Genomic DNA, 18,520 nt, shown 5'->3' with positions numbered 1-18,520 from the left:
GGGTCGCGCGCCGCTAGCGGAGCGATCCGGGCCGGTCGCCGGCGGCCCAGCTCAGGGCCTGCTCCAGCCGGTCGTTGCCCCAGAACAGCTCGCCGTCGTCGGTGAGGAAGCTCGGCGCGCCGTAGAGGCCGCGGGAGCGGGCCTCCTCACCGGCGACCCGCAGGCGGGTCTTGTTGGCCTCCGCCGAGGCGGCCTTGAGAAGCTGGGGACCGTCCAGATCGAGGCCGTCGAGGATCGCGGCGACCGCGGAGGGCTCGGCGATGGAGCGCCCCTGCGCGAAGGAGGCCGAGAACACCGCCTTGGTGAAGGGCACGAGCCAGGGCTCGTCCGCCCCGAGAATCGCCACGCGGGTGGCGCTGAGGCTGTTCTGCGGGAACGGGTCCGGTTGCGTCAGGGGCGGCAGGCCGTAGGCGGCCGCCTGGCGCTCCACATCCCGCCACATGTTGCGGCCCTTGGCCGGGAACAGGTTGAAGGGCGAGGAGGTCCAGCCCTGCGCGGCGAAGACCGGGCCGATCAGGAAGGGCCGCCAGCGCACCGCGACGCCTGCCGCCTCCGCCAGCGCCTCGATGCGCATCGCGCTCAGATAGGAATAGGTGGATGCGAACTCGTACCAGAACTCCAGCCTCGGCCGCGGCATGTCGCTCGTCTCTTCGCTAGGGGCTGGATGTTCGGACCGGCGAGGGCGGCGCAATCTCCGCGCCACATAAGCCTCGCTGCGTGGCGAACGCGCGACCCCGCCGGCCGGTTGCAGGCGCACCGCCCGCGCGATAAGCCGCGCCCCATCCGGCCCTACCCGAGGCGTCACAGGCTCATGTCCGAACCGAAATCCGTGAAGAAGGTCGTGCTCGCCTATTCCGGCGGCCTCGACACCTCGATCATCCTCAAGTGGCTCCAGACGACCTACGGCTGCGAGGTCGTCACCTTCACCGCCGATCTCGGCCAGGGCGAGGAGCTGGAGCCGGCCCGGAAGAAGGCCGAGCTTCTCGGCATCAAGCCCGAGAACATCTTCATCGAGGACCTGCGCGAGGAATTCGTGCGCGACTACGTGTTCCCGATGTTCCGGGCGAACGCGGTCTACGAGGGCGTCTACCTGCTCGGCACCTCCATCGCTCGGCCGCTCATCGCCAAGAAGCAGATCGAGATCGCCGAGCAGGTCGGAGCGGACGCGGTCTGCCACGGCGCCACCGGCAAGGGCAACGACCAGGTCCGGTTCGAGCTCGGCTACTACGCGCTCAAGCCCGACGTGACCGTCATCGCCCCCTGGCGGGAATGGGACATGCGCTCCCGCGAGGCGCTGATCGCCTTCGCCGAGCAGCATCAGATCCCGATCGCCAAGGACAAGCGCGGCGAGAGCCCGTTCTCCGTCGACGCCAACCTCCTGCACGCCTCCTCCGAGGGCAAGGTGCTGGAGGATCCGGCGGTCGAGGTGCCGGACTACGTCTACTCTCGGACGCTCTCCCCCGAGGAGGCGCCGGACACGCCCACCGTCATCACCATCGGCTTCGAGCGGGGCGACGCGGTCTCGATCGACGGACAGGCGCTCTCGCCTGCGAGCCTGCTCGCCAAGCTCAACGAGCTCGGCCGCGCCAACGGCATCGGCCGCCTCGACCTCGTCGAGAACCGCTTCGTCGGCATGAAGAGCCGCGGCATGTACGAGACCCCCGGCGGCACCATCCTGCTGCCGGCGCACCGCGCCATCGAGTCGATCACCCTCGACCGTGGGGCTGCGCACCTCAAGGATCAGATCATGCCGCAATACGCGGAGCTGATCTACAACGGCTTCTGGTTCTCGCCGGAGCGGGAGATGCTCCAGGCCCTCATCGACAAGAGCCAGGAGAAGGTCACCGGCGAGGTGACCCTCAAGCTCTACAAGGGCGGCGTCCACGTCGTCGGCCGCAGCAGCCCGAACTCCCTCTACGACCAGGACCTCGTGACCTTCGAGGAGGGCGCCGTCGCCTACGACCACCGCGACGCGGCGGGCTTCATCAAGCTCAACGCGCTGCGCCTGCGCACGCTCGCGCAGCGCAAGAAGCGCGAGGGCTGAGGCTTAGGCGGGATCGGGAAGCCCGGTCCCGCCGCCATTGCCTCCGCTACCGGTCTGGGTGAGCGAGCAGGATGTCGCTCACCTCGTCCGAGAAGCGCCGCGGCGTCCCGTCGAGGATCACCGCGTCCGAGCCCGCCGGGTCGCGCCGGCCCCCCGGCATGCCGTAGTCGAGGAGCGCCTCGGCGCAGCCGACCCAGTCCCCGAACTGGTTTCCGGCCCCCTGGGACTCGTTGGTCGAGGCCCAGGACAGGGTCCCGGCGACGTGGTCGCCGAAGCCGTGCCGCTCCCGCCAGCTCGCGCCCTGCTCGAGAAGAAACCGCGCGAGTCCGGCATCGCCCCGGAATACGGCGTGGTTGAGCGCGGAGGCGTCCCAGTCGCCGCCGCGCGTCGCCAAGGGCCAGCCGAGCCGCACCATGAGCCGCACGGCCTCCCCGCAGCCGAGCGCCGCCATCTCGGGGAGCTGACGCAGCTGCGCCTCCGGCAGGCTCTCCGGCAGGTCCGGATGGCGGGCGCGGAGGGCCGAGGCGGTCGCCGCGTCGCCCGCCGCGCAGGCCGCAACGAACCGGTCCGCCTCGCCGATGGCCTCAGTGGCGCCGGCCTTCGCCAGCAGCTCCGCGACCTCCGGGAGCCCGAAGCGCAGCGCCAGCGCGAAGGCGCCGGTTCCGTCGCGCGTCCGGGCGCCGGGGTCGGCGCCCGCTTCCAGCAGCGCTGCGACATGGGCGCGGGAGCGGCGTCGCCTGATCGCCCAGAGAAGCGGCGTGCCGTAGGCGTCCGTAGGTTCGCCGCCCGGCGGCTCGTCCGGATCGGCGCCGTACGCGAGCAGCAACCGCAGCGCCTCGACATCGTCGAGGTCGAGCACCCGGTAGAGCGCGTTCGTGCCGGCGATCCGCGCGCCGGCCTCGAGGAGGAGCCGCGTGCAGCGAATGTCTTCCAGGGCGTGATAGAGGGACTCGCCGTCGTTCGGGTCGGCTCCGGCCGCCAGGAGCATCCGGGTCAGCTCGGGATCGCGGTTCTGGCCGGCCGCGCCGTAGAGCGCCGAGAGAGGCGAGGGAACCGCCGGCTCGCCGGCAGCAGCCCGCCAGCGGCTCCGGATCTTCTGGTCGGGATCGGCGCCGCGATCGAGGAGCAGGCGGGTGCAGCCGATCAGGCGCTCGCGATAGACCGGCTGCGTCAGGAGGCTCGAATGCGCCACCGCGACGAGCGGCGGAAGGCCGAGCGGCCCATCGGCTCGGCCGATCCATCCGGGGTCCGCTTCGATGGCGCGGCGCAGGGCCGCCTCGTCACCGACGGCGCAGGCGAGACTCGGATCGCCCTCCGCCAAGCCGGGCTCGCTCTCCAGCAGACGCGCGGCCGCCGCCGGACTTGCCCTTCCCGTGCCGCCGGTGATGTCGCCGGCATAGACGAGTCGCAGCCACTCGTAAGTGGCCGCGGCGCGGTCCGAGGTGCGCGAGCGGCGCACCAGCACGAAGCTCCGAAGCTCGTGCCAGGACGGGAACCCGTACTCCCGCGCGAGGCAGGATTGGGCGTCGTGGAGGCGCAGGCCGAGAGCGGCGATGGCTCCGTCGGGACGTCCGGCGGTAGCCGGCAGCCGGTCGCGGAACCGGGCCAGCGCCTGCGGGTCACCCCGCCGCGCGCTCGCGTGCAGGTCCTTCGCCTGTCGTTTCAGATGGTCGAGATCGGGTCGGTCGGGGAGCCGCATCAGGGAGCCTCCGTGCAGAGACGCCGAAGGCCCGCAGTCCGGCTGCACGAAAGGGTCCGGTCGATCGGATCACGAAGGCAAGTGGGCTCAACCCTTCCCGCGGGCCCGGGCGCGGCTTGCTCCGCGTCCCTCCTGCTAGCGCGACGCCGGCCGGAGCGTCAACGCCGAGCCTCAGGCCGGCTCCCAGCCGATCGTGCCCTCCGGCTGGCGGTAGAGGCCCGGCCCGAGATCGGCGTAGCGCAGGAAGATCTGCATCGCCGGCTGCATCTCCCGGTGGAGGCGCTCCAGGCGCGCCTCCTCGGCGTCGCTCATGATGGCGCGGCCGGTCTCGTCCTTGGGCGGGGCCTCGCCGAGCCGGACGGCCATCTCGACCGTGTACCAGGTCATGGCGCCGTAGGGCCGCTTCGGGTCGACGCCGGGCACGTCGTACTCGTCGTCCCAGCGCAGGCTCAGCGCCGGCAGCAGCCTCAGGTGCTCCTCCGTCACGTCGAAGGTGATGTGGGCGGGCGTCTCGCCGGTGGCACCGTCCCGGAAGACGTCGCCCACGTCCGACGGCTCGAGCTTCGCCAGGGGGTTGTGGTACTGGTAGCGGCCCGGCTTCAGCCTGGCATGCTCGAGGAAGACGGCGAGCGCGTCGCCCAGCGCCCTGTGCTCCTCGTCGGCGCCGTCGTCGTCCCCAGTGACGTTGGAGATGTCGCCGTCCCGGTCGGTGCTGCCGTAGGGCGCGTCCGGATGGACGATCGGCGCGCCGGATTCGGTGCCGTCCCAGGCGACGACCATGCGCCGGATCAGCGCGATCCGCTCCAGGGTCAGCTCGAAGGTCCGCTCGTCGCTCATGCCGTCCCCCGCCGGCATCCCTTCGGCCGGCGCGGCGGTTCTACGCGAGGCGTCCGCGCTTCGCTACCGCGCCTGGACGCAGCCGAGCAGGCCCCCGAGGCCGCCCATCATCGACTGGATGCGCGCCGCCCGCGTCCTCACTCCCCGCGACGGCCGGCCGGCGCTGCGCTCGATCGGGTTCGGCAGGATGGCGGCGAGCAGCGCCGCCTCGCCGCGGGTCAGGGAACGGGCGTCCTTTCCAAACCAGTGGCGGGCGGCGGCCTCGGCCCCGAACACCCCCTCCCCCCACTCGGCGACGTTGAGATAGATCTCGATGCCCCGGCGCTTGCCCCAGACCGCGTCGGTGAGCAGCGCCAGCGGGATCTCCAGCGCCTTGCGCAGGTAGGACCGGCCCGGCCACAGGAAGACGTTCTTCACCGTCTGCATCGGCAGGGTCGAGGCGCCGCGCGACGGGCCGTCCTCGTCGTCGACCACGTCCCGCAGCGCGCTCCAGTCGACGCCGCCGTGCAGGCAGTAGCGCTGGTCCTCGGAGGCGATCACCGCCTGGACGAGGTTCGGCGAGATCTCGGAGAGCGGCACCGGCCGGTAGTCCACACCCTTCAGCGTCAGCCAGCGCCCGAGCATCAGGGTTGAGGGCGGGCTCACTGCGCTATAGACGAGCGCGAGCGCCAGCGTGAGGACGATCAGGCCGATGGGAAGCACGAGCATCAGGGCGGCGAGCCGCCGCGCGAGGCTCTTCCGCGGCCGCGCGTCCCTCGGCGTCCCGACCCGCCGGAGCGCCTGACCGGCGTCGTCCTCCCTCAACGGCGCTCCCATCCTCACCCGACGGCGTCTCCCCCAGAGCCTTCTGCAGGCTTCCGCGACCAGGGCCTCCCCCATGACCTCAACGCAAGCTTCCCCCGCTCCGGTCAAGGCGGATGCGGCCGGCGACGCCTTTTCCCACAAGCTTGCAGCGGTGGCCGACACCGTCGAGCGCTTCCTGGTCGAGCGGCTGGGGCCGAAGGTCGGGCCCGGCGAGATCGCCCGGCCCGAGCGGCTGATGGAGGCCATGCGCCACGCGGTGCTCGGCGGCGGCAAGCGCCTGCGGCCGTTCCTCGCCGTGGAGACCGCCCGGATGCTCGGCGGCCCCGAGGCCGGGGCGCTCGCGGCGGGCGCGGCCATCGAGCTCGTCCACTGCTACTCCCTCGTCCACGACGACATGCCGGCGATGGACAACGACGACATGCGCCGCGGCAAGCCCACCGTCCACAAGGCCTATGACGAGGCGACCGCCATCCTCGTCGGGGACGCGCTCCAGACGCTCGCCTTCGAGATCGCCGCCGACCCGCAGTGGCAGACGGACGCGGAGGTGCGCGCCGCGGTCGTGCTCGGCCTCGCCCGCTCCTCCGGGCTCGGCGGCATGGTCGGCGGCCAGCTCCTCGACCTCGCCGCGGAGGGCCGCTTCGGGGCGGTCTCCCTCGACGTCGAGGATACCCTGCGCATGCAGGCGATGAAGACCGGCGCCATCCTCGCCTTCTCCGTGGAGGCCGGCGCCATCGTCGGCCGCGCCACCCCAGACGAGCGGGCCGCGCTGCTGCGCTACGGCCTTGCGCTGGGTCAGGCCTTCCAGATCGCCGACGATATCCTCGACCGCGAGGCCTCGCCCGAGGCGATGGGCAAGGCAACCGGCAAGGACAAGGACGCCGGCAAGGCGACCCTCGTCGACAGGCTCGGCCTCGAAGGCGCCCGCGCCGAGTGCGACCGCCTCGTCGGCGTCTGCGAGGAGGCGGTCTCCCGCTGGAGCGAGCGCGCCGAGACCCTGCGTCAGGCCGCCCGCTTCACCGTGGCCCGCAAGACCTGAGAGCCGCGGGCCGATCCGACGGCTCGATCGAGCTCGGAACGGCCGTCACCGGCAGGCGGCGCGCCGTGCCTCTCCATGCGGCATCGCGTGCGGGGATGATGAGCAATCTGAGATTGCATTGTCCGGGCAAGGACGTAAGGTATTCGGCGTCACTGGGTCCAGGTAAACCCCCTGCGCCAGGTGTGACACCTCAACTTGGCGCGTCGTTCTGCGGCGCGCCTTTTTCATTTCCGAGTCGTCTCTGGATCGAAAAGGATCGTCTTTGCCGTAGTTTGTTTGAGTGATAGGATTGTAGACTTTTCAATGAACTCAAGAAAGCTTGTTTATATATCGTATTTACTCATACAGAGTGCACGAGCAGGAGGGAGTAACGATCGTAATATATGCCTCCGATAAGCGGTTTGAGGCGCTCCGTCGCCGGCCATTACTGTGCATTCTGCGCGCACCGGTTGTCTCTCGCGCGGACGATCGATGACGGCTCCGACAAGGCCATCGGAAAGGCGAACACCGAGACCGTGCTGGAACTCGTCAGGCAGCATCTCGCCCGTCCGGACGCCAAGATCACCGAGCTGCGCCGGAGCGAGGGCTCGGCCATCTGCGGCTCGGTCGGCTTCAAGAACCGGGACGGACTCTAAATGGGCGAGCGCGGCTTCGTCGCCGATCTCGCGGCGCGCAGCTTCGGCCGCGTCCCGGAAGGACCCGAGCTTATGAACCCCCGCACGCCGGGCTTCGAGGAGAAGAAGCGGATCCGGCAGGCCTATTTCCGCCTATGCCTGGACTGAGGCCGGGACCATGGTGCGCCGCGCCTTGCCAAGGCCGGTCCCCCGCCGATAGAGCCCTGCCGCGATAGGATCGCGACAAGACCATGAGTGACGCCATGACCACCTACAAGCTCCTGCTCCTGCCCGGCGACGGCATCGGCCCCGAGGTCATGGCCGAGGTCGAGCGCGTGGTCGCCGTGCTCGGCGAGGCGGGACTCGCCTCCTTCGAGACCGAGACGGACCTCGTCGGCGGCGCCGCGGTGGACGCGCACGGCGTGCCGCTCGCCGACGCGACGCTGGCTCGGGCGCGCGCCGCCGACGCCATCCTGCTTGGCGCGGTCGGCGGCCCGAAATGGACCGGCGTCGCCTACGAGAACCGCCCGGAGGCCGGCCTGCTGCGCTTGCGCAAGGATCTGTTGCTCTTCGCCAATCTCCGCCCGGCCCTGTGCTACCCGGCGCTCGCCGATGCCTCCGCCCTCAAGCGCGAGCTGGTCGAGGGCCTCGACATCATGATCGTGCGCGAGCTCACCGGCGGCGTCTACTTCGGCGAGCCGAAGGAGATCACCACCCTGCCCGACGGCTCGAAGCGGGCCGTGGACACGCAGGTCTACACCACGGGCGAGATCGACCGGATCGCCCGCGTCGCCTTCGACCTGGCGCGGAAGCGCGGCAACCGCGTCGCCTCGGTCGAGAAGAACAACGTCATGAAGTCGGGCGTCCTCTGGAAGGAGGTCGTCACGCAGCTCCACGCCGCCGAGTACGCCGACGTGGAGCTGGAGCACGTGCTCGCCGACAACTGCGCCATGCAGCTCGTGCGGCGCCCCAAGCAGTACGACGTGCTGGTGACCGACAACCTTTTCGGCGACATCCTGTCGGACGCCGCCTCCATGCTCACCGGCTCGCTCGGGATGCTGCCCTCGGCCTCGCTCGGCGAGGTCGGCGCCGACGGCACCCGCGCCGCCCTCTACGAGCCGGTGCACGGTTCGGCCCCCGACATCGCCGGCAAGGATGCGGCGAACCCGCTCGCCATGATCGGCTCGCTCGCCATGTGCCTGCGCTACTCGTTCGGCCTCGGCGAGGCGGCGGACCTCGTCGACGGCGCCATCACCGACGCGCTGGCCGGCGGCGCCCGCACCCGCGACATCGCCTCGGAGGATTCGAAGGTGCTCGGCACCAAGGGCATGGGCGAGGCGGTGGTCGCCGCGCTCAAGTCCCGCATCGGCTGAGGGGCGGCGGCGCTCAAAGAGAAAGGGCGCCGGCTGCGAGGCCGGCGCCCTTCTTCGTTCGAGGTTCGGGCGAACCTAGTACGGCGCGCCGTAGCGGGCGCGGTACGAAGTCGGGTCGATCACGTCCACCGCCGAGAAGTCGACGTTGCGGATCGCGCTGGAGCGGGCGCCGATGAACGGGCCGTTGGTGATCGGATCGGGCAGGCTGCCGGCACCGAACAGGTCGTTGCGGCCGTAGGGCGGCGAGTTGAGGTTCGCGGCGGCGATGAAGCGCGGGTTCGTCGCCGGGTTGCCGACGGCGCCGCTATTCGGCTCCACGACGTTGCCGGCGTCGAGCCAGCTGCGCGGGCGGATGCGGATGGGGAGCGGCTGGCTCACCCGGTAGTAGCCGCCGGGAACGTAGCGGGTCTGCGCCTCGGCCGCGGTGCCGAGACCGATGCCGATGACGGCGAGGGCGCCCATGAGGGCGATCGAACGAGAGCGCATGGATGCACCTGGAGTTTGAAGCCGAAACGAACCTGGCACGGACCGCTTAACGATCTGCCGTGTCTTGCGGAGATGACGTTCCAGCGCGGCCGTAGTTCCCTGTCATACGGCCCTGCTTGGCGCAGAGCCATAAAGAAGCCTCAATTCTTCGTGCGCGTCCGCACATCGCTCGTCACCGCACGGCAGCGCGGGTCGCGCCGACTCTCTGCCACGCGGAACAGGGCCGCCGTGTCGGCGGAGGCCGGACCGGCCAGCGTGAGGCGGTCGAGCAGGCAGGCGAGCGCCTGCGGCTCCGGCGGCCGGCCGAGCGGCGCGCAGAGCCAGCCCTCGATCCGTACCGGCCGGGGATCGGCCGCGGCGAAGCCCGTGCAGACGCGGCCGATGCCGCCGACGAGCGTGGCTTCCAACGTCTCGACGGCGCCGAACTTCGTCTGGACGAGGCCGCGCTCGCCGGTTCGCGTGACCGCGAGTCCCGGCCCGTCCGCGGCCCGGCGGGCCAGGGTCACGAACAGGCTGCGGCTCCCCTCCTCTTGCGACTCGCTCAACGCGACCAGCGCGTGCGCGCTCTCCACGGTCTCGAAGGCGCCCTCCGAAAGTCTCGTCTCGCCGGAGACCGGCAGCGCGGTGCGGGGTAGCGCCCCCGTCGAGTCGGGCTCTTCGAGCTTGAGCCGCAGGCCGGTCGGAGCTTCGGCGGGGCCGGGTGCGTCAGGAGCGCCCGGCGCCAGGGCGACGGACAGGGAGCCCCCGCCGGCCACGGGCGGATGCGCGCGCAGCGTCTCCCGGGCGAGCAGGCTGAGGCCGAGGACGAGCGCGGCGGCGAGGATGCGCAGGCTGGCGCGAAGACCGGAGTTCGTTGCCGCCGGAGGCGTGCGGCCGTCCTCGCCGCCGCAAGAGGCGCCGTCTTCGCGTTCCTGCTCTGTCCATCGCGCCATGAAGCCGATGTCCGCTCTTCGGCGAGCCTCGGGCTCGCGCAGGCGGATAGTCTCGCACGGCGTTCCCTTCCGAGCGGTTACCGATGCGTTGCCGCCGATCGGCCCCGCGTCCCGCGCCCTTGACAGCGGCCTCCCGCGGCGCTCTTGCTCCGCGCCCCGGCGCCCGCGCCCGCGATGGCCGCCGTCCGGGACCTGCGCGAGCGGCGAGAGGGCCGCGCGCGCCGGAGACGGCGCCGCTTCGGCGCCGAGGAAGCGGAGTTTCGAGATGGGTTACAAGGTCGCCGTCGTCGGCGCCACGGGCAACGTGGGCCGCGAGATGCTCGACATTCTGGCCGAGCGCGCCTTCCCGGCCGACGAGGTCGTGGCGCTGGCCTCGCGCCGCAGCCAGGGCCAGGAGGTCTCGTTCGGCGACAAGATCCTCAAGGTCAAAGCCCTCGACACGTACGACTTCTCGGACACGGACATCTGCCTGATGTCGGCGGGCGGCGAGACCTCGAAGGAGTGGTCGCCGCGGATCGGCCAGCAGGGCTGCGTCGTCATCGATAACTCGTCGGCCTTCCGCTACGATTCCGACGTGCCGCTGATCGTGCCCGAGGTGAACGCCGACGCCATCGCCGGCTTCTCGAAGAAGAACATCATCGCCAACCCGAACTGCTCGACGGCGCAGCTCGTGGTCGCCCTGAAGCCACTGCACGAGGCCGCGACCATTAAGCGCGTGGTCGTCGCGACCTACCAGTCGGTCTCCGGCGCCGGCAAGGACGCCATGGACGAGCTCTTCAACCAGACCCGCTCGGTGTTCACCGCCGGCGACGTCAAGGTCGAGAAGTTCACCAAGCGCATCGCCTTCAACGTCATCCCCCACATCGACGTGTTCATGGAGGATGGCTACACGAAGGAAGAGTGGAAGATGGTCGCCGAGACCAAGAAGATGCTCGACCCGAAGATCAAGCTCACGGCCACCGCCGTGCGCGTGCCGGTCTTCATCGGGCACGCCGAGGCGGTCAACGTCGAGTTCGAGCGGCCGATCACCCCCGAGGAGGCGACCGCGATCCTGCGCGCGGCACCGGGCATCCTGGTGGTCGATAAGCGCGAGAATGGCGGCTACGTCACCCCCCACGAGGCGGCGGGCGAGGATGCCACCTACATCTCGCGCATCCGCGAGGACGCGACCGTCGAGAACGGCCTCAACTTCTGGTGCGTCTCGGACAACCTGCGCAAGGGCGCCGCCCTCAACACGGTCCAGATCGCCGAGGTGCTCGTGAACCGCGGCCTTCTCAAGAAGCGCAGCGCGGCGGCCTGAATCTGGGCCGCATCGCCGACCATCGATCGGGCGCCGTTTCCGCAGAGACGGCGCCCGTTTTTTATGGCCTGAATGAAGTGGGTATTTTTCCCACATAATCGGGAAACAGTCGCGCTGCAGAAGGAGGGGAGCTTCACTCAACGGCAGCGCACCCGTGTCCCCACTCAAGGCCCCCCGTCCCCGGCTCACGATCCGCGAGGTCTTGTTCGTCGCCTTCGTCGCCGCCTGGGTGCTGGCTGTGGTCATGACGGACCGGGCCGTGCCGCTGACGCCGCCGGTCGTCTCCTATGCCTCGGCCGTCTCACGCTGAGGCGGCGGCCTCCAGGGCGTCGACGTCCCCGTCGCCGATCGCCCGGAGATGCCGGGTGATGCGCTCCGCGTCCCAGTTCCACCAGGCGATCCGCCGGAGGCGTGCGACGTCGGGCTCCGGGAAGCGCAGGCGCACCACGCGGGCCGGGTTTCCGGCGACGATCGCGTAGGGCGGCACGTCACGGGTGACGACCGACATCGCGGCGACCACCGCACCGTCGCCGACCGTCACGCCCGGCATGATCGTGCTGCCATAGCCGAGCCAGACATCGTTGCCGATCACCGTGTCGCCCCGGTTTGGGAACTTGCCCTCGATCTCGTAGGCTTGCGCCCAGGCGCCGCCGAAGATCGGGAACGGGTAGGTCGAGGGCGCGTCGAGCCGGTGGTTGCCGCCGTTCATCAGGAATCGCGTGCCGGCCGCGATGGCGCAGAAGCGGCCGATGCGCAGGCGGTCGCCGAGGAAGGCGAAGTGATAGAGGATGCTGTCGAGGAAGGCCTGCGGCCCGGCCGGGTCGTCGTAGTAGCTGTACGCGCCGACCTCGACGTTCTCCGGCAGGTCGAGATTGCGGATGAACACCGTCCGCGGATGGCCGGCGAGGGGATGGAGCCCGGCCGGATCGGGGCCGAATCGCAGGTCGTGCGGCATGGAGGGACCTTCGGTTCGCATCGTGCCGGGGCAGCTATGGCGTGCGGCCGCGCCGGGAAGGGCGCTGCCTGTGCGGGTACCGCTTGAAACGGGGGCGATACGGCGTTACATCTGCTTCATCAGTTCTGGTTGCAGTCGAAAGGCTGCGGTTCGGGAGTGGGCCCCACCGGGTCCGCTCTTTTTTATTGCCGCCGCCCAGCGCCAGCCAGCCTCGACCCCGAACGGAGACGAAGGCCCGAGCCCATGGCGGAGCCGAGCGAGAAGCGCATCCTCAGCGAGAGCGGCGTCGCCGCGCGCGTGGCGCAGGTGGTGGAGGCCCCGATCGAGGGCCTCGGCTTCCGCCTCGTGCGTATCCGCGTGCTGACCACGCAGGGCTGCACCGTGCAGATTATGGCCGAGCGGCCGGACGGCACCATGACGGTCGAGGATTGCGAGACGGTGAGCCGGGCGATCTCGCCGATCCTCGACCTCGACGACCCGATCGGCGGCGCCTACTACCTCGAGATCTCCTCGCCCGGCATCGACCGTCCGCTGGTGCGCGCCTCGGATTTCGAGCGCTGGGCCGGCCACGAGGCGAAGCTCGAGCTCGCCCGGCCGATGGACGGGCGCAAGCGCTTCCGGGGCATCATCGGCGCCCCGAGCGCCGACAGGCGCACCGTGCCGGTCGAGCTGGCCGACGTGAAGGAGGGTTTGCCCTCCCGCTACGACCTGACGCTCGCCGACCTCGCCGACGCGCATCTCGTGCTCACCGACGAGCTGGTCCGCGAATCCCTGCGCCGGGGCTCGGCCCCGCCGCAGGACGACGCGGAAGACGGCGAGGAGGAGGCGGCCGAGCCGCTCCGCCCCACCCGCGAGATCCCGGCACCGCAGCGGCCCCAGCGCAAGCCGGGCAAGCCCCTCAAGGCCAAGACCAAACTGCCGAAATCCGACGCCGACAAGGCCAAGCCCGCCGGCGTCACCAAGGCCGTCCGCGTGAAGGATAGCGGCCGCCTCCACTAGCTGCGCCGCGGCGCGCCCCGCGCGCCCGGACGAACCGTCGAGACGAACAGAAGGAACGCCACAGATGGCCGTCGTCAGCGCCAACCGGCTCGAGCTTCTCCAGATCGCCGATGCGGTCGCCCGCGAGAAGGTGATCGACCGCCAGATCGTCATTGAGGCGATGGAGGAGGCGATCGCCAAGGCCGCCCGCTCCCGCTACGGCGCCGAGACGGACGTGCACGCCGAGATCGACCCCAAGACCGGCGCGCTGCGCCTCTCCCGTCACCTCTACGTGGTCGATCAGGTCGAGAACGACGCCCGCGAGATCACCGTCGACCAGGCCTCCTTCTACAATCCGGCCGCCAAGGTCGGCGACGTCATCTCCGACACCCTGCCGCCCTTCGACTTCGGCCGCGTCGCGGCGCAGTCGGCCAAGCAGGTCATCGTCCAGAAGGTCCGCGACGCCGAGCGCGACCGTCAGTTCGACGAGTACAAGGATCGCATCGGCGAGATCGTGAACGGCCTCGTCAAGCGCGTCGAGTACGGCAACGTCATCGTCGACCTCGGCCGCGGCGAGGGCATCGTGCGCCGGGACGAGATGATCCCCCGTGAGACCTTCCGCCCCGGCGATCGCATCCGCTCCTACCTGTTCGACGTGCGCCGCGAGGTGCGGGGCCCGCAGATCTTCCTGTCGCGCTCGCATCCGCAGTTCATGGCCAAGCTCTTCGGGCAGGAGGTGCCGGAGATCTACGACGGCATCGTCGAGGTGAAGGCGGTCGCCCGCGATCCGGGCTCGCGCGCCAAGATCGCCGTGATCTCGCGGGACGGCTCCATCGACCCGGTCGGCGCCTGCGTCGGCATGCGCGGCTCGCGCGTCCAGGCGGTGGTCGGCGAGCTTCAGGGCGAGAAGATCGACATCATCCCCTGGTCCGAGGATCAGGCCACCTTCATCGTCAACGCCCTCCAGCCGGCCGAGGTCGTGAAGGTGGTGCTCGACGAGGAGGCCGACCGCATCGAGGTGGTCGTGCCCGACGACCAGCTCTCGCTGGCCATCGGCCGCCGCGGCCAGAACGTACGCCTCGCCTCGCAGCTCACCGGCTGGGACATCGACATCCTCACCGAGGCCGAGGAGAGCGAGCGCCGGCAGAAGGAGTTCGCCGAGCGCACCCAGATCTTCATGGAGGCGCTCGACGTCGACGAGACGGTCGGCCAGCTGCTCGCGGCGGAAGGCTTCCGCTCGGTCGAGGAGATCGCCTACGTCGAGACGCAGGAGCTCTCCGGCATCCAGGGCCTCGACGAGGAGACTGGCGCCGAGATCCAGGCCCGCGCCCAGGACCACCTCGCCCGCATCGAGCAGGAGCACGACGACCGTCGCCGGGAGCTCGGCGTCGCCGACGAGCTGCGCGAGATCGAGGGCGTGACGACGCCGATGCTCGTCGCCTTCGGCGAGAACGACGTGAAGACCATCGAGGACCTTGCCGGCTGCGCCACCGACGACCTCGTCGGCTACACCGAAGGCCGCGGCCCCGAGGCCGTGCGCCACGCGGGCTTCCTCGACGGGTTCGAGCTGTCCCGCGCCGAGGCCGAGGCCCTGATCATGGCCGCCCGCCTCCATGCCGGCTGGATCGAGGCGCTGCCGGAGCCCGAGGCCGAGACCGAGGAGACGGACGCCGAGGACGCGCCCGCCGAGGCCCAGGCCTGAGCGGAGCCGGATCGGGATGTCGGGCGCGGCGGAGACGGTGGAGGCGGACGGGCTCGATTCCGGGCCCGCGCGCGGCCGCCACACGCCCGCGCGGACCTGCATCGTCACCCGCGCGGTGCGCCCGCCCGAGGAGATGATCCGCTTCGTCCTCTCGCCCTCCGGCGAGGTGGTCGCGGATCTCAAGGGCCGGCTCCCCGGCCGCGGGGCCTGGGTGAGCGCCCGCCGCACCGCCGTGGCGGAGGCGGTGCGCCGCCGTCAGTTCCAGAGGGCGTTCAGGACCGCCGAGGCCCGCGCTCCGGCGGAGCTGCCCGACGGCATCGCGGCGGCGCTCAGAGCGGATCTGCGCCAGTCGCTGGCGCTCGCCAACAAGGCGGGCTGCGTGGTGGCGGGCTTCGCCAAGGTCGAGGCGGCCATCGGCGAGCCGGCGGGAATCTCCGGCCTGATCCATGCCCGCGACGGCAGCCAGGACGGTCTGCGCAAGCTGCGCGCGGCATTGTATCGCCGCCTCGGGGACGCCATATCACGCGTTCCGGTTCTGGATGACCTGTCCAATGAGGAATTGGACATGGCCTTGGGCCGGGATCATGTGATACACGCGGCGCTCGTCGCTGGAGTCGGCTCGGCCGGCTGCCTGGCGCGTTGGCGTCGGCTTCGTCTCTTCGAGGATGCGGTCGACACGACCGAGGCCGGTTCCGCCGATCACGGCGAGGCCGGCTCCGCTCCGCACGACGAGACGGGATTCTCCACCGGCGCCCCGCAGGTCGCCGGTTCACGGGACGATGGAACCCCCCAGGGGTCAGGCTGAATGAGCGATACGAACAACCCGGGCGACAAGACTCTGAACAAGGCACCCTCGAAGCCGCTCTCGCTGAAGCGTCCGATCGAGTCGGGAACCGTGCGTCAGAGCTTCTCCCACGGCCGCTCCAAGCAGGTCGTGGTCGAGACGGTGAAGCGCCGCGTCATCGGCGCAACGCCCGGCACGCCCGCCCCCCGCGAGGCGGCGCCCGCGCCCCGTCCGGCTCCCGCCGCACCGGCTGCTGCGCCCGCCCGCCCCGCGGCTCCGGCTCAGCGTACCGGCACCGTCCTGCGCACGCTCAGTGAGTCCGAGCGCGACGCCCGCGCCGCGGCCCTGGCCGACGCGCAGCGCCGCGAGCAGGAGAACCGCCGCTCCGCCGAGACCGAGGCCGCCGAGCAGCGCGCCCGTCAGGACGCCGAGCGCCGCGAGCGGGAGGCCGCCGAGCAGCGTGCCCGCGAGCAGGCCGCTGCTGCTGCGGCGCCCGTCGAGAAGCCCGAGCCGGCCGCTGCGCCCGCTGCCAAGGCGGAGCCCGAGAAGGCCCCTGCCCCGGCGGCTGCGCCCGCCCTCGTTGCCGAGCCCGCTCCGGCTGCCGCGGCGCCTGTCCCGGCTGCGCCTCCGCCGCCCGCCGCTGCCACCGCGCCCGCTCCGGCTGCGACGTCGGCTCCCGCGCCCGCCCCGCGCGCTCCGGCCCCGGCCGCTTCCCGTCCGGCCGCCCCCGCAGCGGCGCGTCCTGCGGTCCCGCGCCCGGCCGCGCCTGCGGCGCGGCCGCCGCTGACGGCCCGCCCCGCGTCGGCCGAGCCCCGCAAGGTGCTCACGGCCGACGTGCGCAAGCCGCGCGACCTCAATTTCATGGCCCGTCCCGCTCCGGCGCCCGAGCCCGAGAAGGCGCCGAGCGCCACGACCGCCGCCCGCCCCGCCGGCGCCACGGCCGGCCGTCCGGCCGGTCGCGCCACCCCGGCGATGGAGGACGAGAGCGATCAGAAGCGCGTGATCCGGCGGCCCGGCATGCCGCTCAAGATCATCACGCCGCCCAAGACCCCCCGCTCCCCGGGCGGCGACCGCAACCGCGGCCGCCTCACCATCGCCAACGCCACCTCGGGCGAGGACGAGCGGACCCGCTCCGTCGCCTCCTTCCGCCGGCGCCAGCAGCGCATGAGCGGCCACCGTCAGGCGGAGCAGAAAGAGAAGTTGTCCCGCGAGGTCACGATCCCCGAGACGATCACCATCGCCGAGCTCGCCAACCGCATGTCGGAGCGGGCGGTGGACGTGATCCGCATGCTCATGAAGCAGGGGCAGATCCACAAGATCACCGACGTGATCGACGCGGACACCGCGCAGATCATTGCCGAGGAGCTCGGCCACACGGTCAAGCGCGTCGCCGAGTCCGACGTCGAGGAGGGCCTCCACGACGAGGAGCCGGACACCGAGGACGACCTCGATCCGCGCCCGCCGGTCGTGACCATCATGGGCCACGTCGACCACGGCAAGACCTCCCTCCTCGACGCCATCCGCAAGGCGAACGTGGTCGAGGGCGAGGCCGGCGGCATCACCCAGCACATCGGTGCCTATCAGGTGGCCTCGCCCTCGGGCGATCTCATCACCTTCATCGACACCCCCGGCCACGCGGCCTTCACCTCCATGCGCGCCCGCGGCGCCAAGGTGACGGACATCGTGGTGATCGTGGTGGCGGCCGACGACGGCGTGATGCCCCAGACCATCGAGGCCATCCAGCACGCCAAGGCGGCCGGGGTCCCGATGATCATCGCGGTCAACAAGATCGACAAGCCCGACGCCAAGCCGGAGCGGGTCCGCACCGAGCTGCTCCAGCACGACATCCAGGTCGAGTCGATGGGTGGCGAGACGCTGGAGTTCGAGGTCTCGGCCAAGACCGGCGCCGGCCTGCCGGAGCTGCTCGAGGGCATCCAGATCCAGGCCGAGATCATGAACCTTCGCGCCAACGAGAAGCGCGACGGCGAGGGCACGGTCATCGAGGCCCAGCTCGACCGCGGCCGCGGCCCGGTGGCGACGGTGCTCGTCCAGCGCGGCACCCTGTTCACCGGCGACATCGTCGTGGCCGGCGCCGAGTGGGGCCGCGTGCGCGCCCTCATCGACGACAAGGGCGAGACCATCCAGTACGCCGGCCCCTCGGTGCCGGTCGAGGTGCTCGGCTTCAACGGCACGCCGGAGGCGGGCGACCGCGTGGCGGTGGTCGTCAACGAGTCCCGCGCCCGCGAGGTCACCGAGTACCGCGCCCGCCTGAAGCGCGAGCGCCTCGCTGCCCGCACCGGCGGCGCCAACCGCTCGCTCGTCGACATGATGCGCGAGATGAAGGAAGGTGCCGGCCGCAAGGAGCTGCCCGTCGTCATCAAGGGAGACGTTCAGGGCTCGGTCGAGGCGATCTCCGGCGCGCTGGAGAAGCTCGGCAACGACGAGGTCGGCGCGCGCATCCTGCTCGCCGGCGTCGGCGGCATCACCGAGTCGGACATCACCCTGGCGCAGGCCTCGAAGGCGTTCGTCATCGGCTTCAACGTGCGCGCCCACAAGGAGGCGCGGGAGTCGGCCGAGCGCAACGGCGTCGACATTCGCTACTACAACATCATCTACGACCTCGTGGACGACATCAAAGCCACGCTCTCGGGGATGCTGCCGCCGACGCTCCGTGAGGAGCGCCTGGGCGAGGCGGTCATCCAGGAGGTGTTCGAGGTCTCGAAGGTGGGCAAGGTCGCGGGTTGCCGCGTCACCGACGGCATCGTGGAGCGCGGCGCGCATGTGCGCCTCATCCGCGACAGCGTCGTCATCCACGAGGGCAAGCTCAAGACGCTCAAGCGCTTCAAGGACGACGCGAAGGAGGTCACGAGCGGCCAGGAGTGCGGCATGGCCTTCGAGAACTTCGAGAACATGCGCGCGGGCGACACCATCGAGTGCTACCGGGTCGAAGAGATCCGCCGCACCCTCTGAGGCGAA

General features: G+C 71.1%; 18 protein-coding genes. 11 read left to right on the top strand and 7 right to left on the bottom strand.

From position 1 onward, the window contains the following. Positions 1-13 precede the first annotated feature (13 nt). Positions 14-637 (bottom strand): 2-hydroxychromene-2-carboxylate isomerase, encoded by a 624-nt coding sequence (locus MFF04_RS00465; protein ID WP_238273520.1) that lies wholly within the window; start codon positions 635-637, stop codon positions 14-16. Positions 638-811: 174 nt separating this feature from the next. Between MFF04_RS00465 and MFF04_RS00460 the strand changes: the two genes are divergently transcribed. Beyond that, on the top strand, positions 812-2,044 hold the full coding sequence (locus MFF04_RS00460; RefSeq protein ID WP_238273519.1) for an argininosuccinate synthase: 1,233 nt from the start codon (positions 812-814) through the stop codon (positions 2,042-2,044). 46 nt (positions 2,045-2,090) lie between these two features. On the opposite strand, the gene MFF04_RS00455 is transcribed toward MFF04_RS00460, so the two are convergent. From MFF04_RS00455 to mtgA, 3 genes are all read right to left on the bottom strand, one after another. After that, a complete protein-coding gene (locus MFF04_RS00455; protein WP_238273518.1) occupies positions 2,091-3,743 on the bottom strand; it encodes an ankyrin repeat domain-containing protein in 1,653 nt (550 codons plus the stop codon). Between the two features lie 171 nt (positions 3,744-3,914). After that, positions 3,915-4,580, bottom strand: a complete 666-nt coding sequence (locus tag MFF04_RS00450; protein ID WP_238273517.1) for a hypothetical protein — start codon at positions 4,578-4,580, stop codon at positions 3,915-3,917. Positions 4,581-4,643: 63 nt separating this feature from the next. Then, the gene (mtgA, locus tag MFF04_RS00445) at positions 4,644-5,396 is read right to left on the bottom strand and encodes a monofunctional biosynthetic peptidoglycan transglycosylase (protein WP_373319917.1); all 753 of its coding nucleotides are present in this window, start codon (positions 5,394-5,396) and stop codon (positions 4,644-4,646) included. Between the two features lie 61 nt (positions 5,397-5,457). Here mtgA and MFF04_RS00440 point away from each other — a divergent pair, with 61 nt between their 5' ends. The 4 genes from MFF04_RS00440 (at position 5,458) to leuB (ending at position 8,407) form a co-directional block, all read left to right on the top strand. Then, the gene (locus tag MFF04_RS00440; protein WP_238273516.1) at positions 5,458-6,420 is read left to right on the top strand and encodes a polyprenyl synthetase family protein; all 963 of its coding nucleotides are present in this window, start codon (positions 5,458-5,460) and stop codon (positions 6,418-6,420) included. Between the two features lie 449 nt (positions 6,421-6,869). Then, on the top strand, positions 6,870-7,055 hold the full coding sequence (locus tag MFF04_RS00435) for a hypothetical protein (RefSeq protein WP_238273515.1): 186 nt from the start codon (positions 6,870-6,872) through the stop codon (positions 7,053-7,055). Further along, a complete protein-coding gene (locus MFF04_RS00430) occupies positions 7,056-7,202 on the top strand; it encodes a hypothetical protein (protein ID WP_238273514.1) in 147 nt (48 codons plus the stop codon). Positions 7,203-7,297: 95 nt separating this feature from the next. Further along, the gene (leuB, locus tag MFF04_RS00425) at positions 7,298-8,407 is read left to right on the top strand and encodes a 3-isopropylmalate dehydrogenase (protein ID WP_238273583.1); all 1,110 of its coding nucleotides are present in this window, start codon (positions 7,298-7,300) and stop codon (positions 8,405-8,407) included. A gap of 75 nt (positions 8,408-8,482) precedes the next feature. Here leuB and MFF04_RS00420 read toward each other — a convergent pair whose 3' ends face one another. Beyond that, a complete protein-coding gene (locus tag MFF04_RS00420; RefSeq protein ID WP_238273513.1) occupies positions 8,483-8,893 on the bottom strand; it encodes a hypothetical protein in 411 nt (136 codons plus the stop codon). Positions 8,894-9,033: 140 nt separating this feature from the next. Beyond that, positions 9,034-9,825, bottom strand: coding sequence for a hypothetical protein (locus tag MFF04_RS00415; protein WP_238273512.1), 792 nt, complete (start codon positions 9,823-9,825; stop codon positions 9,034-9,036). A 265-nt stretch (positions 9,826-10,090) separates the two neighbouring features. Here MFF04_RS00415 and MFF04_RS00410 point away from each other — a divergent pair, with 265 nt between their 5' ends. Together MFF04_RS00410 and MFF04_RS00405 are read left to right on the top strand one after the other, a co-directional pair. Then, a complete protein-coding gene (locus MFF04_RS00410) occupies positions 10,091-11,125 on the top strand; it encodes an aspartate-semialdehyde dehydrogenase (RefSeq protein ID WP_238273511.1) in 1,035 nt (344 codons plus the stop codon). A gap of 154 nt (positions 11,126-11,279) precedes the next feature. Further along, positions 11,280-11,435, top strand: coding sequence for a hypothetical protein (locus MFF04_RS00405; protein ID WP_238273510.1), 156 nt, complete (start codon positions 11,280-11,282; stop codon positions 11,433-11,435). Here MFF04_RS00405 and MFF04_RS00400 read toward each other — a convergent pair. After that, on the bottom strand, positions 11,427-12,080 hold the full coding sequence (locus tag MFF04_RS00400; RefSeq protein ID WP_238273509.1) for a CatB-related O-acetyltransferase: 654 nt from the start codon (positions 12,078-12,080) through the stop codon (positions 11,427-11,429). The genes MFF04_RS00405 and MFF04_RS00400 overlap by 9 nt on opposite strands. A 243-nt stretch (positions 12,081-12,323) precedes the next feature. On the opposite strand from MFF04_RS00400, the gene rimP reads away from it, so the two are divergent. From rimP to infB, 4 genes are all read left to right on the top strand, one after another. After that, the gene (rimP, locus tag MFF04_RS00395) at positions 12,324-13,079 is read left to right on the top strand and encodes a ribosome maturation factor RimP (protein WP_238273508.1); all 756 of its coding nucleotides are present in this window, start codon (positions 12,324-12,326) and stop codon (positions 13,077-13,079) included. A gap of 64 nt (positions 13,080-13,143) precedes the next feature. Then, positions 13,144-14,760, top strand: coding sequence for a transcription termination factor NusA (gene nusA, locus MFF04_RS00390; RefSeq protein ID WP_238273507.1), 1,617 nt, complete (start codon positions 13,144-13,146; stop codon positions 14,758-14,760). Positions 14,761-14,776: 16 nt separating this feature from the next. Further along, positions 14,777-15,565 carry an RNA-binding protein gene (locus tag MFF04_RS00385; protein ID WP_238273506.1) on the top strand — a complete coding sequence of 263 codons (789 nt, stop codon included), beginning with the start codon at positions 14,777-14,779 and terminating at the stop codon, positions 15,563-15,565. Continuing rightward, positions 15,566-18,514 (top strand): translation initiation factor IF-2, encoded by a 2,949-nt coding sequence (infB, locus tag MFF04_RS00380; RefSeq protein ID WP_238273505.1) that lies wholly within the window; start codon positions 15,566-15,568, stop codon positions 18,512-18,514. Positions 18,515-18,520 lie beyond the last annotated feature (6 nt).

The sequence above is a fragment of the Methylobacterium jeotgali genome (genome assembly GCF_022179345.1).
Classification (GTDB): domain Bacteria; phylum Pseudomonadota; class Alphaproteobacteria; order Rhizobiales; family Beijerinckiaceae; genus Methylobacterium; species Methylobacterium jeotgali.
Note: the sequence above shows the minus strand (reverse complement) of the source record. Positions and strands in the feature narration are given on the sequence as shown.

Bases quoted from the DNA above. Each gene is read 5' to 3' on its own strand.
- MFF04_RS00465 (WP_238273520.1), bottom strand. From the start codon at position 637: ATGCCGCGGCCGAGGCTGGAGTTCTGGTACGAGTTCGCATCCACCTAT.
- MFF04_RS00460 (WP_238273519.1), top strand. From the start codon at position 812: ATGTCCGAACCGAAATCCGTGAAGAAGGTCGTGCTCGCCTATTCCGGC.
- MFF04_RS00455 (WP_238273518.1), bottom strand. From the start codon at position 3,743: ATGCGGCTCCCCGACCGACCCGATCTCGACCATCTGAAACGACAGGCG.
- MFF04_RS00450 (WP_238273517.1), bottom strand. From the start codon at position 4,580: ATGAGCGACGAGCGGACCTTCGAGCTGACCCTGGAGCGGATCGCGCTG.
- mtgA (WP_373319917.1), bottom strand. From the start codon at position 5,396: ATGGGAGCGCCGTTGAGGGAGGACGACGCCGGTCAGGCGCTCCGGCGG.
- MFF04_RS00440 (WP_238273516.1), top strand. From the start codon at position 5,458: ATGACCTCAACGCAAGCTTCCCCCGCTCCGGTCAAGGCGGATGCGGCC.
- MFF04_RS00430 (WP_238273514.1), top strand. From the start codon at position 7,056: ATGGGCGAGCGCGGCTTCGTCGCCGATCTCGCGGCGCGCAGCTTCGGC.
- leuB (WP_238273583.1), top strand. From the start codon at position 7,298: ATGACCACCTACAAGCTCCTGCTCCTGCCCGGCGACGGCATCGGCCCC.
- MFF04_RS00420 (WP_238273513.1), bottom strand. From the start codon at position 8,893: ATGCGCTCTCGTTCGATCGCCCTCATGGGCGCCCTCGCCGTCATCGGC.
- MFF04_RS00415 (WP_238273512.1), bottom strand. From the start codon at position 9,825: ATGGCGCGATGGACAGAGCAGGAACGCGAAGACGGCGCCTCTTGCGGC.
- MFF04_RS00410 (WP_238273511.1), top strand. From the start codon at position 10,091: ATGGGTTACAAGGTCGCCGTCGTCGGCGCCACGGGCAACGTGGGCCGC.
- MFF04_RS00400 (WP_238273509.1), bottom strand. From the start codon at position 12,080: ATGCCGCACGACCTGCGATTCGGCCCCGATCCGGCCGGGCTCCATCCC.
- rimP (WP_238273508.1), top strand. From the start codon at position 12,324: ATGGCGGAGCCGAGCGAGAAGCGCATCCTCAGCGAGAGCGGCGTCGCC.
- nusA (WP_238273507.1), top strand. From the start codon at position 13,144: ATGGCCGTCGTCAGCGCCAACCGGCTCGAGCTTCTCCAGATCGCCGAT.
- MFF04_RS00385 (WP_238273506.1), top strand. From the start codon at position 14,777: ATGTCGGGCGCGGCGGAGACGGTGGAGGCGGACGGGCTCGATTCCGGG.
- infB (WP_238273505.1), top strand. From the start codon at position 15,566: ATGAGCGATACGAACAACCCGGGCGACAAGACTCTGAACAAGGCACCC.